The sequence below is a fragment of the Kordiimonas aestuarii genome, assembly GCF_025574465.1.
In the GTDB taxonomy this organism is placed as follows: Bacteria; Pseudomonadota; Alphaproteobacteria; order Sphingomonadales; family Kordiimonadaceae; genus Kordiimonas; species Kordiimonas aestuarii.
The window spans coordinates 16,040-32,257 of the sequence record NZ_JAOBPP010000018.1 but is presented as its reverse complement, the minus strand read 5'-3'; the positions used below and the strand labels follow the sequence as shown (position 1 = coordinate 32,257).

General features: G+C 53.1%; 12 protein-coding genes. 2 read left to right on the top strand and 10 right to left on the bottom strand.

Features of this window, described 5'->3' with window-relative positions:
* The 6 genes from OEU85_RS06225 to OEU85_RS06200 all read right to left on the bottom strand — a co-directional run bounded on the left by OEU85_RS06225 (nucleotide 1) and on the right by OEU85_RS06200 (nucleotide 8,707).
* The gene (locus tag OEU85_RS06225; RefSeq protein ID WP_262690591.1) at nucleotides 1–1,620 is read right to left on the bottom strand and encodes an AAA family ATPase; all 1,620 of its coding nucleotides are present in this window, start codon (nucleotides 1,618–1,620) and stop codon (nucleotides 1–3) included.
* Nucleotides 1,610–3,703, bottom strand: coding sequence for a transposase family protein (locus OEU85_RS06220; RefSeq protein ID WP_262690590.1), 2,094 nt, complete (start codon nucleotides 3,701–3,703; stop codon nucleotides 1,610–1,612). Before OEU85_RS06220 ends, OEU85_RS06225 begins: the two co-directional genes overlap by 11 nt.
* Complete coding sequence (locus tag OEU85_RS06215; RefSeq protein WP_262690589.1) at nucleotides 3,690–4,511, bottom strand: TnsA endonuclease N-terminal domain-containing protein; 822 nt, start codon at nucleotides 4,509–4,511, stop codon at nucleotides 3,690–3,692. Before OEU85_RS06215 ends, OEU85_RS06220 begins: the two co-directional genes overlap by 14 nt.
* Before the next feature lie 138 nt (nucleotides 4,512–4,649).
* Nucleotides 4,650–6,467, bottom strand: a complete 1,818-nt coding sequence (glmS, locus tag OEU85_RS06210) for a glutamine--fructose-6-phosphate transaminase (isomerizing) (RefSeq protein WP_262690588.1) — start codon at nucleotides 6,465–6,467, stop codon at nucleotides 4,650–4,652.
* Nucleotides 6,468–6,470: 3 nt separating this feature from the next.
* Entirely contained in the window at nucleotides 6,471–7,838 is a 1,368-nt protein-coding gene (gene glmU, locus OEU85_RS06205; protein WP_262690587.1) for a bifunctional UDP-N-acetylglucosamine diphosphorylase/glucosamine-1-phosphate N-acetyltransferase GlmU, read from the bottom strand.
* A 29-nt stretch (nucleotides 7,839–7,867) separates the two neighbouring features.
* Entirely contained in the window at nucleotides 7,868–8,707 is an 840-nt protein-coding gene (locus OEU85_RS06200) for a phytanoyl-CoA dioxygenase family protein (RefSeq protein ID WP_262690586.1), read from the bottom strand.
* Between the two features lie 468 nt (nucleotides 8,708–9,175).
* Here OEU85_RS06200 and OEU85_RS06195 point away from each other — a divergent pair, with 468 nt between their 5' ends.
* Both OEU85_RS06195 and OEU85_RS06190 read left to right on the top strand, forming a co-directional pair.
* Nucleotides 9,176–10,288 carry a sensor histidine kinase gene (locus OEU85_RS06195; RefSeq protein ID WP_262690585.1) on the top strand — a complete coding sequence of 371 codons (1,113 nt, stop codon included), beginning with the start codon at nucleotides 9,176–9,178 and terminating at the stop codon, nucleotides 10,286–10,288.
* 24 nt (nucleotides 10,289–10,312) lie between these two features.
* Nucleotides 10,313–11,107 carry a hypothetical protein gene (locus OEU85_RS06190; protein ID WP_262690584.1) on the top strand — a complete coding sequence of 265 codons (795 nt, stop codon included), beginning with the start codon at nucleotides 10,313–10,315 and terminating at the stop codon, nucleotides 11,105–11,107.
* An 8-nt stretch (nucleotides 11,108–11,115) separates the two neighbouring features.
* Here OEU85_RS06190 and OEU85_RS06185 read toward each other — a convergent pair whose 3' ends face one another.
* From OEU85_RS06185 to OEU85_RS06170, 4 genes are read right to left on the bottom strand one after another with little or no spacing between them, the layout of a single operon-like run.
* Entirely contained in the window at nucleotides 11,116–12,012 is an 897-nt protein-coding gene (locus OEU85_RS06185) for a LysR family transcriptional regulator (protein WP_262690583.1), read from the bottom strand.
* A 44-nt stretch (nucleotides 12,013–12,056) separates the two neighbouring features.
* Nucleotides 12,057–13,271: a DUF547 domain-containing protein gene (locus OEU85_RS06180; protein WP_262690582.1), complete on the bottom strand. Its 1,215-nt coding sequence runs from the start codon at nucleotides 13,269–13,271 to the stop codon at nucleotides 12,057–12,059.
* A gap of 31 nt (nucleotides 13,272–13,302) precedes the next feature.
* Nucleotides 13,303–14,580 carry a DUF547 domain-containing protein gene (locus OEU85_RS06175; RefSeq protein WP_262690581.1) on the bottom strand — a complete coding sequence of 426 codons (1,278 nt, stop codon included), beginning with the start codon at nucleotides 14,578–14,580 and terminating at the stop codon, nucleotides 13,303–13,305.
* Nucleotides 14,581–14,606: 26 nt separating this feature from the next.
* Nucleotides 14,607–15,806 carry a DUF547 domain-containing protein gene (locus OEU85_RS06170; RefSeq protein ID WP_262690580.1) on the bottom strand — a complete coding sequence of 400 codons (1,200 nt, stop codon included), beginning with the start codon at nucleotides 15,804–15,806 and terminating at the stop codon, nucleotides 14,607–14,609.
* Nucleotides 15,807–16,218: the final 412 nt, after the last annotated feature.

The following is a 16,218-nucleotide window of genomic DNA, read 5'->3' as shown; positions in this document are numbered from 1 at the left end:
TCAGGCGCTCCGCGCAAATTCCTTTTTCAGGTCAAGCAAAATTCCAGCTTTTTCTGAAGCCTCGTACATGGTGCTTTGATGCCTGTCGGTATATATGTACCTGAGGTCATCAGGGGGCAGTTTCGCCCAATCTCGCTCTTGAATATACTTTCTGGCTGGTGGTTTCTTATGTTTCTGGGCATCCATCATGCGGCTCGTTGCCAAATGAACTAGCGTGTGCATGGGGAGGTCAGGCTCGTCAGCCAACACTTCGTCAGCCAATGGCACAGCGACATCATGTTCCAGACCCATCGCGCACAACACGGCGACCAGTTGGCTGGCTGTGTCATTGCTAACTTTGGGCTTCCATTTTTTCGGTGCCGCAAAGGTATTGATATCCTGACTTATTGTGAGAATTTTGGCCGTGACATCCGGCATTCGTAGGTCGCCATACTTCAAGATCAGTTCGGGCTTGCCGCTTCTTAGTGCGTCAAGCATCGGATGCACCGGGATCAGTTCGTCTTCATAGACCTGCCGTAGCAATGGTGGCGTGATTTTCTCTACACCGGTCATGATGGCTCTGTGCTGGGCGAGTGCAAAGAGTTTAACCACGATATCGATGACCCCTTGCGACAGATCATAGAGCTCGTCGCTGACATCGCCAGATGAAAGCGGCGATTCACGGAGCCATTGATACTGCCAGAGGCGTTTCACGAAAGACCGCCATTGGCGGTCATTCGGCATTCTGTCCCACAACAGGCTACCGAAACCTGCAGCGCGACGGGCTGACCGGAGGTCTTTCTCGAAGAAGCGACGAGCCCAGGGGGTACCTACCATGACAACTGAAACGCCGATGATGTTCACGAGGGTGACGAAAAAATTGAGCATCTTCTCAATCCCGCCGGCTTTGGCGATCTTCAGGTGCTGTAATTCGTCAATGACCAGAACCCCAATTGCATGTAGATTGGCGACCTGTGCCATCCGCCCCAGCAGGATGTTGATATTCAGCCGCTTGTTTCCATACCGGTTGGTGTAGTCCGTTCCTAGTATCTTATCTACCGCCTGGAAAAAGTCGAAGCAGAGGCTTTTGAGAGTACCGTCATGAGGGCAATCTAGCTTGAGGTAAGGAATCTGAGTTATGTTGTAATCGGCATGAAAGACGGCTTGCGGATAGGTCTCAAGGATAATTCTTAGGGCGGTACTCTTTCCACATCCCGAGCAGCCGATGAAGGCCAGACTGTGAGCGGTCGAGCTTGCAGACTGAAAGGTGAAGGATTTGAGGTCACCCTTGACCAGACGTTCATAGCCATTCTGGAGGTGTTCGAAGTAGTCTCCCGTATCTGGATTGCGCCCCTTGTAGCCTACTCTCATCAAGAGAGAAATTTTGCTCTCGAGTTCTACATGAATGGAAAGTGGTTGGAAAAAATCGGTCAAAAGGCGTGCTATAGCGTGTAAGCGGACAGAACTGGGTAACGTTTTTTCTTCCTCATGGAAAGCCGGGAGACGTTCCAGTTTTACGCGAATGTCCTCGAGTTCCATGATGCGGGGCAGCGTAGCAATAAGTGGGTTGTTCCGGTACTCCTCAAGCCCCGGGTCACCGTACACGGCGTTGACGATGTTGCCCATGTTTCTATTCGTCATCGGCGTCGTCTCCAAACAGGGTCTCTACCATATCAGGAAAGCGAAAGTCAGAACAGGATGGATCTGTCTTAAGGGGTACGACATTCGCGCTTTTTGGCTTTGAGCGTTTTGGAGGCGCGAAAGCTGTTGCCGCTCGTTCCAAGTCCTTCTCCGCCGTACGGTTCTCGCGGATGTTCCGAGTACGTGCAGCCTTACTTTCGCCTGTTGATTTTGGCCTCTTTTCTTGCGCGTCGCGAGCAATCTCTTCGATAGTGGCGTCCAGATCGGCTTCGCTCATGTTGGCATCAGCCTTGGCTTTGGCCTGTGTTGCTCGTTCGGATTTCTGCTTGCGCCAGACCTCCCAAAAATTCATGTCGCGAAAGCGGCGGCTTCGGTCAGAGAGGTCGCAGACCCAGTAGTTCGTCGGATTGCCTTCAGGCAGAATATAGATCTGATTGGCACGTCTCGGATCGTAAGAAGCCATCACGCTACCAGGGCGCCCGGTGTTGGCTCTATGAAACCAGCCAGCCGCCAAGGCTTCCTTGCATGTATAAAAAAGACCGAACAAATTGATGCCCAAGTCTGAAATGGTTGCACGTTTGCGCGGAAGCAGGCTTAGTGCCACAGTTTCGTGTGGAAAACTTCTCAGGCGGCCCGTCTTGTTGGCTAAGCCCCATTTCCAAAGTTCGATGGGAATGGAGGGCAAGTCGTCTGGCATGTCGACATCCCGGTCATAGTCCTCAATAACTCTGTTCTGATTGTGCCAAATCACCGAATGCAGAATAATCCGCGTAAAGGCGTCAATCGTAAGGTTGGCAGAGAGCCGATAGTCTTTTCCTCCCCGTTTTTTCGATATCGGGCCTTCGACCACGCCTTCCACATATGGTTTGAATTGTTCCTGGACAGTTCTGAAATAGCGCTCGACGATGCCTTTAGCATCGCCGCGGTAAGCTGCGGCATTTTCGACGCGGACGTTGAACCGTGAAACAAGTGCCTCAATTTGGTGGCCGAGCAATTCACCCCGGTCGGCAAGGATTGCGTCCGGGATTCCAGCGACAGGCCACTGATCAGGACTAATCTCGATGTCAAAACGCTTGCAGTATTCGACCTTGTTTTCGGCGGCATTTGCCAGCCCTTGCATCGCGCTAACATAGGAAGGTCCTTCAAAACCAATGTAAACCCCCACTACAAGGCGACTGAAAACATCGATAATGATATAAACGACAGGCCTGCCAACGATACGCCTCTTATTGGCTGCCGAGACGAGATAAACGTCGGCAATTGTTGCATCGATCTGAAATCGGGAACCAGGTCCGAGTGTTTCAACTGTTGAGGTGCTGATAAGAGGACGAATATCCTTGTTGAAGACATGCTTGGGTGTTCGCTTGATAAGCGCTTCCGTCGGGTGATATTCCCTGCGGTAGAAGTGCGAGAGTTGGCGGTAGGTAGGTACTTCATGTGATGGTACATCGCCAAAGCTGGCTTTATATAGGTTAAGTAGCTTGAGGTAGGCCTTCTTGAGGGATCGGCCTTTCTTTTTCAGGAAAACTTCCTCTATTGCAATTCGGCACAGACGTTCGACATCGGGCGTTATCACACAACCGATACCGACCAGGACAACTCGCGGACGACCTAGTTTGGTAATCTGTTTTCTCTTGCGCCCCGCACCTCCCGATTTGTGATAGTCGGGTAGCAGAGCATTCTGTGTCATTCCGCGTTGCCAGTATCGCCGCAAAAGCCGGTAAACGGTCTGCTTTGTCGTGCTATGCTTCTGCACCGCGAGCTCAACGAGCGGCCCCCGCGATTGGGGGCTGAGAATAGAAGGGTCGTTTACCAAATCTGAGATAATTCTCCATCCTCGATCCCTGATTTCTTCTGCTTTGGAGCCCGCTTCCACTGTGGCCATGGTCAGAGACAAATGTGGATCGTCCGCCACCCGCACATCTTCCGACGCGATCAGGTGCAAAAGGCTTTCTGGGTCGTCGTGCGGAACTGGGAAGGCCTTGGTGTCGTTGATGTCAATTAATATTAAGGTGTGAGGTGAGGACCAAAGAACCCTGTGGTAGCTTTCACCAATCTCAACGATCTGGTTAACTTGCAGCATCCAGCACCTCCGTCATCGGAACGGCATCGTTTGGCACGATATCGCCAGCGCGCACCGACTGGTACGGTATTGAGATATCGAAGAGGAAATATCTGCGCCCCAGGAGGTTTCTTAGCCAGTATAGCGCTTCTCCGGGTTCCAGATTTTCATCCGCGTCGATCTTTGCGGCAAGTGTAACGAGCCTGTCCTCCGCATGGGTTTGGAAACAGCGGACATACAGGGAATGGAAATGGTGAAGGTCGTCAGTATTGACGGTATCGTTCAGAATGGGACTGAACCATTCAACATTTTTGCAGGCGGCCGGACTAACGTCATGTTCTGTGACGATGAACCAGGGAATGCCCTTTGAATGCCAGTATCGCCGTTCCAGCTCAAGTTTTTCGACCGTGCGCTTATCTTCCAGGTCTTGAGCATATTTAGCTTGAAGGGCAAACTGTGGTCGATCTTTTGCCAAGGTATCAACCAGAAAATCAGAAGTCATGACCTGATAGACGCCCTTGTACGCAGCGTGCCGTATTCCGGCTTCTTCCGCCAGAGCGGCGGTGTCATCAACACTCAGTGGGAATTGTTCTCGTATGTCGGTGGTATTGTCGGACCAATCAAGGCTCAGAAATACCGCAAGCTCCAGATTAGACAATAGATGATGAATGCGTTGTGTCTTTGTGCCGAAGGCCCGGTGAGACCGGCCTGATGATGATACGTCCCGAACAGTCAGGAAGGGTTTGTAGTCCTGTTTGTGGCCAGCGCCTCGCCCTTCTTTGAGGCGAGTTTCAATTTGCTTTGCCGTTAGTCCTCCAAATGTAGGCATCGACCACTCTCCCGTTAAAGTGCCATCCGACCCTCTGGCAGGGCCCAGTATGATACTTTATTGTCGAGTATGATACTTTATTGTTCAGTATGATACTTTATTGTACGGCCACAACCTCGTGGAACAAGATCATTTCATTTATTCAACGGTGACCGATTTTGCGAGGTTGCGCGGCTGATCCACGTCCGTGCCTTTTTCCACCGCAGCATAATAGGCCAGCAGTTGCACAGGAATGGCGTATAGAATTGGGGTGACCAGTTCCCCGGCGCTGGGCATTTCAAAGCGCGCAAACATGCCTTCCGCTTCATCTTCTGCGTTGTCGGACAAAAGGATAACCTTGCCCTGCCGCGCCATGATTTCCTGCAAGTTAGAAACGGTTTTGTCAATCAGGTCATCATTGGGGGCAATGCCGATCACCGGCACATTCTCATCAATTAGCGCAATCGGCCCGTGTTTCAGTTCACCTGCGGCGTAACCTTCCGCATGAATATAGCTTATTTCCTTGAGCTTCAGCGCCCCTTCCATGGCGATGGGGTAGTGGATGCCCCGACCTACAAACAGGACATCGCGGGCGTGGGCAATGGAGCGCGCAATGGTCTGTAATTTTGCGTCATTATGGAGTACCTGTGCCATCAGTTTCGGCGCGCTTTCAAGTTCGGCCACGTAAGCGTCTTCCTGCGGATCGTCAATTTGCCCCTTGGCAGCAGCGAGATTGACCGCGAAAGCTGCCAGCACGCTCAACTGACAAGTGAAAGCCTTGGTGCTGGCCACACCGATTTCCGGACCCGCGTGGATGGGTAAGACAACGTCCGCTTCCCTCGCCATGGTGGACTCCAAAACGTTCACGAGGACCAACACCCGTTGGCCCGCTTCCTTGGCGTGCCTCAGAGCGGCTAGCGTGTCTGCAGTTTCACCAGATTGTGAGATGAAGATGCATAAGCCGCCCTCTGCGTAAACCGGTGCGCGGTAGCGGAATTCGGACGCGATGTCGACTTCCACGGGTACCCGGGCCAGTTTCTCAATCCAGTAGCGCGCAACGAGGGCTGCATAATAGCTGGTGCCGCAGGCCACGAGCGTCACCTTGGGGACTGTTGCCAGCTCGAACGGCATATCCGGCAGGGTGACCTTGCCTGCATTCGGGTCAAGATATCTGCCGAGAGACTGCGCGACGACTGTTGGCTGCTCGAAAATCTCTTTTTGCATGAAGTGGCGATGGTTGCCTTTGTCCACCATGGTGGAGGCGACCTGGCTGATGCTTACGCTACGCTTAACCGGGCGTCCGGTGGTGTCATAGACCTGCACAGTCTCCCGGGTCATTTCCACCCAGTCACCCTCTTCAAGGTAGATCAATCGGCTAGAGAGGCTGGCAAGCGCCATTGCGTCCGAACCGAGGTAGTTTTCGCCGCTGCCCAGTCCGACCACCAGCGGGCTGCCCTCGCGCGCGCCAAACATCAGGTTGTCTTCGCCCCTGATCAGCACGCAAAGGGCAAAGGCTCCTTCCAGTCGGCCCAGGGTTTTGTGAAAGGCGTCTCTGGGGCTTAGGCCTTCCTTCAGATAACGGGTAAGGAGGTGGGCGACGACTTCGGTGTCGGTTTCGCCTTCAAACGTCACACCGGTTTCTGTCAGTTCGGCTTTCAGGCTGCGGAAATTTTCGATGATGCCGTTATGCACGATTGCGATACGGTCGGTCATATGCGGATGGGCATTGGCTTCGCTGGGTTCACCGTGTGTGGCCCAGCGCGTGTGTCCGATACCGTTGTTTCCCTGAAGGGGTGCTTCTTTCAGTTTTGTGCTCAGGTTTTCGAGCTTGCCAGCCGCGCGGCGGCGGTCAAGCGTGCCCGCGTTTAAGGTAGCAATGCCGGCGCTGTCATACCCCCGATATTCAAGGCGTTTAAGGCTCTCCAAAATGCGCGGTGTCGCCGCGGTGGTGCCAAGGATACCAACGATGCCGCACATGGGCTATTTTCCCTTCTTGGCGTCGAGCGCCGCTTTTTTTGACGTTTGTGCCGCGCGGAACTCGGCGGCAAAACCTGGCCTGTCATATTGTTGACCGCGTGCGATAGCGAGTGCGTCTTTTTCCACGTTATTTGTGATAACACTGCCGGCCGCCACAAGGGCGCCGTCGCCAATTTTCACCGGTGCTACCAGCGCTGTATTCGAGCCAATGAAGGCCCCTGCGCCAATATGGGTCTCAAATTTGAGGAAACCGTCGTAGTTGCAGGTAATGGTACCCGCACCGATGTTGGCGTCAGCACCGATAAAAGCGTCACCGATATATGACAGATGGCTGACTTTGACACCTCTCTCGAGCTTGGCCTTCTTCACTTCGACAAAGTTGCCGATTTTTGCTTCAGGGCCGATGTCCGCCCCGGGACGCAGGCGGGCAAAGGGGCCAACGCTGGCACCCGCGCGTATACGTGCGCCTTCGATATGCGAATAAGCCTTGATGATGACATTGTCTTCTATGACCACACCGGGGCCAAAAAAAACGTTGGGCTCAATTATTACATCAGCGGCGAGCCGGGTGTCGTGACTGAAATACACCGTTTCGGGGTCGACGAGTGTTACGCCTGCCGCCATGGCTGTCTTTCGCCGCTTATGCTGAAATCGGGCTTCGGCATGAGCCAGATCTTCGCGGCTGTTGATGCCAAGAACGTCATCTTCCGCCGCTTCGACGACCGCCACCGAATGCCCGTCCGCCCGCGCAACCGCAACGAGGTCAGTTAGATAATACTCACCGGCGGCATTTTTGTTCGATAGGCGGTCAAGCCATGCGAAAAGCTTTTCTCCGTCGATCAGCATCATGCCGGAATTACATAAATCAATGGCGCGTTCCGCCGCTGACGCGTCCTTGTATTCGACAATGCGTTCGAGGCTGCCATCCCGCGCGGTTACGAGCCTGCCATACCTGGCCGGGTCTTTAGGGCGAAACCCGAGCACAACGAGGCCGGTGTTGCCACCATCGTCTCGTACCTGGATCATCTCTTTCATCAGGTTCGAAGGTATGAAAGGCACGTCGCCGTATAGAACGAGAACATCGCCACTATATGTCTCAAGTGCTTCGCTTGCCATCATGACAGCGTGGCCCGTACCCAGTTGTTCCGTTTGAGCAACGATTTCGCAATCACAGACAGCGGCCTCAACCTGGTCACGCTCAGCCCCAACAACGATGACGGTTTTTTCCGGAGCGAGGCTATGCACACTGTCCAACAGATGGTGCAGCATTGCTTTGCCGCCAACCTCATGCAACACCTTGTGGCGCGCAGATTTCATCCGGGTACCTTTGCCGGCGGCAAGGATGACAACAGCAACGTTATGCTTTGGCATAAAAGGCTCTCCAGAGGACAGATCGGCAGTTAATCCAGCATTTCATTGGTGTCAATCAAATGCCAGCTGGATTTCACACCTCGTTTTTTAGCCTGTTTGTCCTTGTGTCGCCAATAGGCTTTCAGGAAAAAAAGTTCGATATTACTTATGAACTTAAGATTGAACCCCGGCAAAGGGTTGAAGGGGTTGTGGCGACCATATGCCCATATCTCGATCCTGCCTTCGCCGTCTTCAGCGTCACCACGGCCGTGGAACCCATTGGTGTTGGCAATCACAAGAGTGCCCGCCTTGGCGGTAATACCCTCTGGCTCCGGCAGGTTCATTTCGGCCAAGTCATCAGGGCTGGCACGGAAGGATCCTTTCTCGGAATAACCGTCGCGTAACTTTCCCGCTGCGCAAGAGCGGGCGTATTCCCAGTTGAAGCGCGCCTTTGTCAGTTTGTGAGAACCCCGTACATAGGTGAAGGGGCCGTGTTTCTGCTCTACGTCTTCAAGGAACAACCACGCTTTCATGGTTGGGTGAAATGTATCTGAGTGCATTGTTTTTTGTGGGTCTACGGAGCCTGGAAGATGGCCGTTCCGGATACGCTGGATATACATAAGCGGCATGCACGCTTTGGCGGCGCCGTATTCAAGGAGGTCGACAAAGCTGCCGCTGTGGATCAACGCGCTAAGGGAAGGGCGGGTTTGTAAGAACGCCTCATCCAGCAGAATTCGCTGTGTTGCGGTGTTGCCTTGTATCATCTGCCGAGCGGTTCCACCGGGAGTTCGAATTTCCTGCCGGATCGCGGCCAGTTCGTGTTCATCCAGAAAATTGGTGATAATGCAAAAACCATCGCGGGCGTATGCCTTTCGCAGAAGCTTTGGCATTTTTGAACTTAATAACAACCAGCGGAAATGTGCAACTGCTCGAGCCAGCAATACCCGGATCATATGGAGGCCGAGTCTGTTCAATATATGCGAGCCAATAAGGGGGTTCGCTTTGAAGGACTTGCCCTGGCCAAACAAAGCCAGAAACCACAGGGGCCACATATGGATTTTTAGCACTCGCGGCATGTTACGGTCCGTGGTTCCATTCAAAGTTCGCTCTTTCGCTTGTGCCGCAGCCTTTGACGGGGCGCAATTACTAAAAGTTCAAATATGATATTTTATGTGGGCGCTGTCGGTTTTGTGAAATTATTCGGCCTAAATGTTCTCGTGATGCGGAAACATTAGACAGCACCATGCCATTTTTGCTTAAATTGCGCATTGCTCGAGGAATTTTGGGGATTTTATGTCTTTCAGTCAGGCAAATTTGTTGGACAGAGCCACGCTGGTATCTCCTGGAAGGAGACGATAATGGGCATCGTTCACGCGGATCTGCTTATCCTGATTGGTGTCCTGTTGGTGCCGCTCACGCTGCTTGCAAAGGTGCGGCGGCTGACAGGCCTTGACCGTGGCCTGAAACTTATTCTGCTTGGGTCGCTCTTCTTGTGCGCAGCGGCGTTTGTCGATTACCTTGAGGAAACAGCCCTGAAACCTCACATGGATGCCATGGCAAGCAAGGATGCCTGGAACCTGCTTGTGGCAGTTTTTGGCTATGTGCCGGGCCTTTTCCTGACCGCACTTGGCCTATCACGCTGGTTCAAGGTCTCGCTGTTATGGGAGGAAGAAGTCAAGCGCCGCAAGGCCGCTGAAGCGGAACTGCGGCGCAGAACCCAGCAATTGCAATATGCGGTCGAGGAGGCCGAGCGTGCAAGCCGGGCCAAGACGGAGTTCCTTGCCAAAATGAGCCATGAGCTCAGGACGCCCCTGAACGCTATTATCGGGTTTTCGGAAGTGATGAACATGCAGGTGTTCGGACGGCTTGGTGAGCGCAGGTATGAGGAGTACAGCCACCTCATACACCGCAGCGGGAAGCTGCTCCTGGATATCATCAGCGATATCCTTGACCTTGCAAAGGTTGAGGCCGGTAAGCTGGACCTTGACGAGGAAGAATTCTATCTTGGCGACTTGCTTGAGGAATGCCTTCCTATTGTCGAGTTCAACGCCCGCGACAAGGGGTTGTTGCTTGAGCGTCAGATTGCCAAAGATCAGTATCTATGGGCTGACCGTCGCATTGTTAAGCAGATGATCCTGAACCTGCTTTCCAACGCTATTAAATTCACCAAGCCAGGTGGTACGATCATGGCGGCTTCGCTTCTCATGCCCGATGGATGTTATGCGCTTATCGTCAAAGACACAGGCGAAGGCATGCACCAAGAAGAAATCACGGTCGCGCTTGAGCCATTTGGCCAGATCGAAAGCGTCATGACCCGGAGCCACGAGGGCACGGGCCTTGGTTTGTCGCTTGTACGAACTTTCATTCAGTTGCACGGTGGTGAAATCTTTATTGAAAGCGAGAAAGGCAAGGGCACCAGCGTATGCCTGAAATTCCCCCTTTCCCGAAATCTGAGTAAGGCTGCTGAATAAGATGCTGGTGATCGGGGGTATAGGGTGAGCGGCTTTAAGTTTGTTGTTGTTTGTATTCTGGTGCAGGTCACCTCTCAGACGCTGCGGGCCCAGGACATTGCGAAAGCACCGCCGTTTCCTGAACAGAGTTGCCTTGGTGCGTCTGCGGGTGCCAGAAACTGGCCGTCATATTGTAATGATGCACAAGCTTTGCACGACAAGTTGGTGTCGCGCACCCGTACAGCGCCGGTGGAGTTGAAACAACTCAAAAGCCTGCTTTGGGAAAAAGGCGATCAGGATATGTGGCGGTTTCTCGCTCTGAGCCTCGCTGAGCGCAGCCCCTATTTTTCCAGCAAAGCCCGCCGGATTGCATTGATGGACGAAATCGAAGCGTCGTTGGAGCAGAAAGACAGAGTTGATGATTTTATTCGTGTGGCCACTGATACGATAAGGGCTGTCGAAAAAGGGGAGGTCGAACCCACGGTTGAGTATATCAAGGCAGGCCAAGACCTGCTGCCGGGTGAAAACAACCGACATCTTCTCGCGTTGTTGGGCTCGTCAATGATCAAGCTGGCGCAGTTGAACAGCCTGCACGCTCGCTACGACATCGCCCTTGAGGCATTGGACCTGTGTGAAAAGGCATCCGACGCCTGGGGTAACCCGTTGATGCCGCAACGTTGTTATAACCTCCTGAGCGTTTTTGGCAATGAACCGGAAGGCTTTTTGGCGGAAATTGCAACGAGGGAAGAACGCCTGACCTGCGGACGTAATCTTACGCCGCTGTGCAATCTGTTTCGCAAGACAGGTCACGGTAGATACCTTCCGGCAAACACCGAATGAATGGGTGACTAACCTGCGCCAAGCAGCGCGCGGCGCTCAGACGCTACAAGCGTAGTGAGGAACTGGCAGACCCTGTCTATGTGAGGTTCGGGTCGAAGCTCCGCGTGTGTTACAAGCCAAAGATCCCTCAAAATCGACAACTCATTCGGCAGTACGGTGGTGAGCCCTTTCATTCTGTCGGCAAGGTAACAGGGCAAAAGTGCTATGCCGAGGCCAGCTTCTGCTGCATGGGCCTGTCCGGTGACACTTGTGGTTCGGAAAATGACATGCGGATCTGTGATCGCCTTGTCGAGCATCTGCAGTTCAGGTAGCGGCAGAAGGTCTTCCACATACCAGATGAAATGATGGTGCCTGAGGTCAGGCAGGCGCACGATGGGCGGATGTCGCTGCAGGTAGCTCGGCGCGGCGTACAGGCGAAGTCGGTAGTCAGCAATTTTTTCCGAGACAACGCGGCCGTGGCTGGGGGGGGCCAAGGTTATTGCTGCGTCCGCGTCGCGGCGGCTGAAGTTCAGGGAGCGTGTTTCTGCGACAAGCTCAAGGGTTATGCCGGGGTTGTGGTTATGAAAACTCATGCAATGGCGGGCAAGAAACTGGCTGCCAAAGGCCTCTGGCGTGGCTAGGCGAACAGTCCCGGTAGGGCCGCCCAGTTCCGGGGCGATTTCGTCCATCAGAGCCAGCGAGCCTGCTTCCATTTTTTCCGCATGGGCAAGCAGCCGCCGTCCGTTCTCATTGATAAGATACGCGCGGTTTTCCCGATCAAAAAGTGAGACGCCAAGCTGATTTTCCAAGGCGGCTATGCGGCGCGCCACCGTGGTGTGGTCGACCCCGAGCCGGAGGGCTGCCGCCGCAAGTTTGCCGCGGCGCGCCAGTTCCAGAAAATACCGAAGGTCATTCCAGTCAAACATAGATCCTGTCTACGCGATGAAGCGGCCTTCGCAAAGCCAGAAGATCAGTTATTGCGATCCTTTTTGTCGTCTTCGCTTTCGACTTCCTCAACATCAACATTGCCGGGACGCAAGGATTTGTTCTTGCGCATTTTCTGAATGTATTCGGTGACATACTCGGGAAAGCGGCTTTCGATCGGGGCCAGTTGATAGTTGGCGTAGGTGTCGAGGTTCCAGTCGCCAATACCAAAGTTGACACCCGGCAGTATTTGCGCCGCCCCGTCGTTTGAACTGACCAAGGCTGTGGTGAGGGCCGCAGGGTTGGAAGCGGAAGCTGTGCCTTTGCTGGATGAGCCGGCATACAGGTCTGCGATGTAATAGTCGTCAGTGGTGGCTTTGATGCGTTTTGCCCCACGGATGCGATCATGCCAACTAAACTCGGTTAAGCTGATGAAGTGCTTCTTCAGGTCCTCTTCCCAGTCAGGAAACAGTTTTTTATTCTCTTTATAATACTCGGAAATGTGAAGGGTTGAGCCCTTTGGGCGCATACCACGGTTGGAATTGACAAATTCCTTGGCGTTTTCGATCAGTAGCTTGTGAACCGTCCGTCCGGTATAGGCTTGATCCTGAATGCTGGGGCCACCAACATAGCCTTGGAACAGGCCATACATCACAATCGTGCTGTCCCATTTTTCAACGAGGATGTTGTGTACATCATTCAATGACAGGTCGATGTTCGCTACTTTCATCAACTTCTGGTCCCAAAGAGAAGGCTCCTTGCGTGAGCCTTCATGAAGGTCGCGCAGCGATTTCACCGGGTATTCTTTTGTCAGCTGGATAATGATCGAGATATTGTAGAGGTTGAGCCAGTAGGCAAGCTGCTCATTTTTGGTCCACAGACGCAAGGGAGCCTGGTCGGGGAGTGCTTCAAGCTCCGTCTTGATCGTCTCAAGGATTTTCAGGTTTTCCTCATAGTCGGCAAAAGCCGGGAAGGCAATGCGGTTGCCTTCGTTTCTGGTGCTGCTGGTGTTACCACGCACCGACCGTGTGCCGATTTCAGGGCGCGGGGCGGACGCCGCCGACCTGTCTGATGTACCGGCATCAATGACCGTCATGTCCAGGATAGCGTTCCAGTCGTCATACCGAATTTCGATGGGCGACCCTTTGGTTTCCCCGCGGAAGGGCTCAGGGATGTTTTTCTCGTCAGCTGCGGTTACAGCTGCGAATAAACCACTCATCAGCAATATCGCCGTTAGCCGGGTCCGGATTACCTTAAGCAATGCCATCTCCTGTCTGTTTAATGCTTTGCTTTTACTGTTTACTGTTGTCGTCTGTCACATCTTCCACGTCAACGTGTCCTTCGCGGGCCGCGCGAGCTTTACGCACATGGTCGATATATTCCATGACGTGCGGGGGGAAGCGCAGGTCAATGTCTGCCTTACGGAAGTTGCCGTATGATTCCATGGTAAACGCAGCAATGCCAAGCGTTACTTCACCCGTGCTGGGGCTGCCACCTGTGGGCTGGTTTACACTTGGTGTCGCGCTGGCGCCGCTTGTGTCACCCCCCGGTCCCGTTGGCACGAACTGCCCGGAGTTTACGCCAACCAGCATGTCATTCAAGGCCGCCCGGTTGCTGGCGACGGCGCTGCCGTTGCTGCGTGTGCCGCCATATAGGTCGGCGATGTAATAGTCGTCAGTGGTTGCTTTGATTTTTCTGGCATTCCGGATACGGTCATGCAGGCTGTAGTTGGTCAAGCTAACGAAGTGGTTTTTCAGGTCTTCTTCCCAGTCGGGGAACAGAGCCCTGTTTTCTTTGTAATATTCAGAGATTTGCAAGGTGTTGCCGCGCAGCCGCATCCCTCTGTTGGAGTTGACAAACTCGCGGGCATTGGCAACAAGCAACTTGTGAACAGTGGCCCCCGTAAAGGCTTCGCTCGGGATGCTTGGTCCGCCCACATATCCTTGGAACATGCCATACATCACCAAGGTCGTATCCCATTTTTCAACCAGCAATTCATGAATATTGTTAAGGGAAAGAGGGTGACCGGCAACGGTAACGACCTTCCTATCCCAAAGGCCGGGATTTTTCCGAGAACCGGACTGTAGTTTCTTCAGGGATTTGATTGGATATTCCTGAGCCAGTTCTTCGATGAGCGCAATGTTGTGCAGGTTGAGCCAATAGGCCATTTGCTCGTTCCTGGACCAGTATTTGAGAGGTATCTGGTCTGGCAGGGCCTCAAGCTCCGCTTTAATCTCCGCCACCACTTTGAGGTTGTCCGGGTGATCTGCAAAAGCGGGGAACGCCAGCCGGTTACCTTCATTGCGCGTACTGCTGCTATTGCCCCTGATGGTACGTGTGCCGAGTTCAGCACGAACGTCCCCAGCGGAAGAGCGGTCTGACATACCGGCGTCAAGAACGGTTGCCTGCAGGATCGCGGACCAATCATCATACCTGATTTCAAGTGGCGAGCCCGGCGTGGCTCCCCGGAACTCTTCGGGGATATTATCCTCGTCGGCCATGAGAGCGGGCGACAATACGCCACCCGCCAGTGCTGCTGTGAGAAGCAGCTTTTTCACGTTTCCAAACATAAATACCCTTCACTTCTATTCTAACGTCACTGAGGGGGCTCGGAGGGTTCACTTGAACCGTCGTCGATTTCCTCAACGTCGACCTCTCCCTTTTTGAGCGCCTTGTTCTTACGCATCTGATAGATGTAATCCCGAACATGAGGCGGGAAGCGCATCTCGACCGGGTCTTTGCCGAAGTCTGCATATGTTTCCATTGTGAAGGACCCAATGCCCATGGAGGCGTTGCCCGCGCTTTGGCCCGAGTTTACCCGAATGAAAGCGTCATTAAGGGCGGCGCGGTTGGTTGCCAATGCGGTGCCATGGCGTGTGCTGCCGCCATAGAGATCCGCAATGAAATAATCATCGGTGGTTGCCTTGATCTTCTTGGCAGCCCGGATACGGTCATGCATGCCGTATTCCGTCAGGCTTATGAAATGTTTCTTCAGGTCCTCTTTCCAGTTCGGGAACAAGGCCTTGTTGTCCTTGTAGTACTCGGAAATCAGCAGTGTGGACCCTTTAAGACGCATGCCGCGGTTGGAGTTCACAAATTCCTTGGCGTTGTCCACAAGGGCTCTGTGAACGGTTTCACCGGTATAGGCAGTACGCCGGATACTCGGACCCCCGACATATCCCTGGAACAGGCCGTACATGACAATAGTGCTATCCCATTTGTAGACGAGAATGTCATGGATATCGTTCAGGGAGAGATTTACATCCGAGACCTTCAACACCTTTTTGTTCCATAGCGAATCCTTGCCTTGCGCAAGCTTTTTAAGACTGCGTGTCGGGAATTCTTGTGCGATAAGATCGATCAGGGTGATGTTATAGAGGTTGAGCCAATAGGCGAGTTGCTCGTTTTTGGTCCACTCCCGCATCGGAACTTCGCCGGGCAGCGCCTCCAGCTCAGCACGGATCTTGCGGACGATCGCAATATTCTTTTCATCCGTATAGGCTTCAAAAACGATGCGGTTTCCTTCGTTGCGTGTGGAGCTCGTATTGCCGCGCACCGTGCGCGTGCCAATTTCCGGCTTGGGCGCCGATGCTGAACTGCGGTCCGATTCTCCGGCGTCAACAACGGTCGAACGGAGAATTTTTGTCCAGTCGTTATAGGTGATCTGGATAGGCGAACCTTTACGTTCGCCCCTGAATGGTTCTGGAATTTTGCTTTCATCAGCTTCAGCGAAAGCGATAGAAGTGCTGACGGTAACGAGCACCATCAGCAAAGCGAATTTTGCTTTATTAAACATATTACCCCCCCCCGGTAAACGATAGAACGATATTCTAAGCGCAATGTTCTAAACCTAGCGGTAATAACGCTATTTTTTTTTCAGAAAGCGTGCAAGAGCATGGCTAGAGATGTCCTGAAGGATTTTTTAGATAAAATTGCTACTGCATATCTTCGGCGTAAGAAAGTGGTGGCCTGTTTTGTCGAACGAAACGCCTTTGCCGTCGCGCATTCTGGCTGGTGTGACGCTCTTACCCGGGCACCCTCTTACAGTAACTTATTGAACAAGCTTTTGTTTTAGAGACAGTTTGAGAGTGGAGGGAACGGAAGAAAGGGTGGCTGGGGAAATTTTTCGTGTGGAATATCCCGGGAGCAGACAAGCACTGGCCAAGCTGCTGATTAGTATCAGGAAAAATCAGGGAAATAATCCTTAG

What these genes read in the sequence shown, in the direction of transcription:
- OEU85_RS06225 (WP_262690591.1), bottom strand. Translation starts at nt 1,620, where the DNA reads ATGACGAATAGAAACATGGGCAACATCGTCAACGCCGTGTACGGTGAC.
- OEU85_RS06220 (WP_262690590.1), bottom strand. Translation starts at nt 3,703, where the DNA reads ATGCTGCAAGTTAACCAGATCGTTGAGATTGGTGAAAGCTACCACAGG.
- OEU85_RS06215 (WP_262690589.1), bottom strand. Translation starts at nt 4,511, where the DNA reads ATGCCTACATTTGGAGGACTAACGGCAAAGCAAATTGAAACTCGCCTC.
- glmS (WP_262690588.1), bottom strand. Translation starts at nt 6,467, where the DNA reads ATGTGCGGCATCGTTGGTATCCTTGGCACCACCGCGGCGACACCGCGC.
- glmU (WP_262690587.1), bottom strand. Translation starts at nt 7,838, where the DNA reads ATGCCAAAGCATAACGTTGCTGTTGTCATCCTTGCCGCCGGCAAAGGT.
- OEU85_RS06200 (WP_262690586.1), bottom strand. Translation starts at nt 8,707, where the DNA reads ATGCCAAAGCTTCTGCGAAAGGCATACGCCCGCGATGGTTTTTGCATT.
- OEU85_RS06195 (WP_262690585.1), top strand. Translation starts at nt 9,176, where the DNA reads ATGGGCATCGTTCACGCGGATCTGCTTATCCTGATTGGTGTCCTGTTG.
- OEU85_RS06185 (WP_262690583.1), bottom strand. Translation starts at nt 12,012, where the DNA reads ATGTTTGACTGGAATGACCTTCGGTATTTTCTGGAACTGGCGCGCCGC.
- OEU85_RS06175 (WP_262690581.1), bottom strand. Translation starts at nt 14,580, where the DNA reads ATGTTTGGAAACGTGAAAAAGCTGCTTCTCACAGCAGCACTGGCGGGT.
- OEU85_RS06170 (WP_262690580.1), bottom strand. Translation starts at nt 15,806, where the DNA reads ATGTTTAATAAAGCAAAATTCGCTTTGCTGATGGTGCTCGTTACCGTC.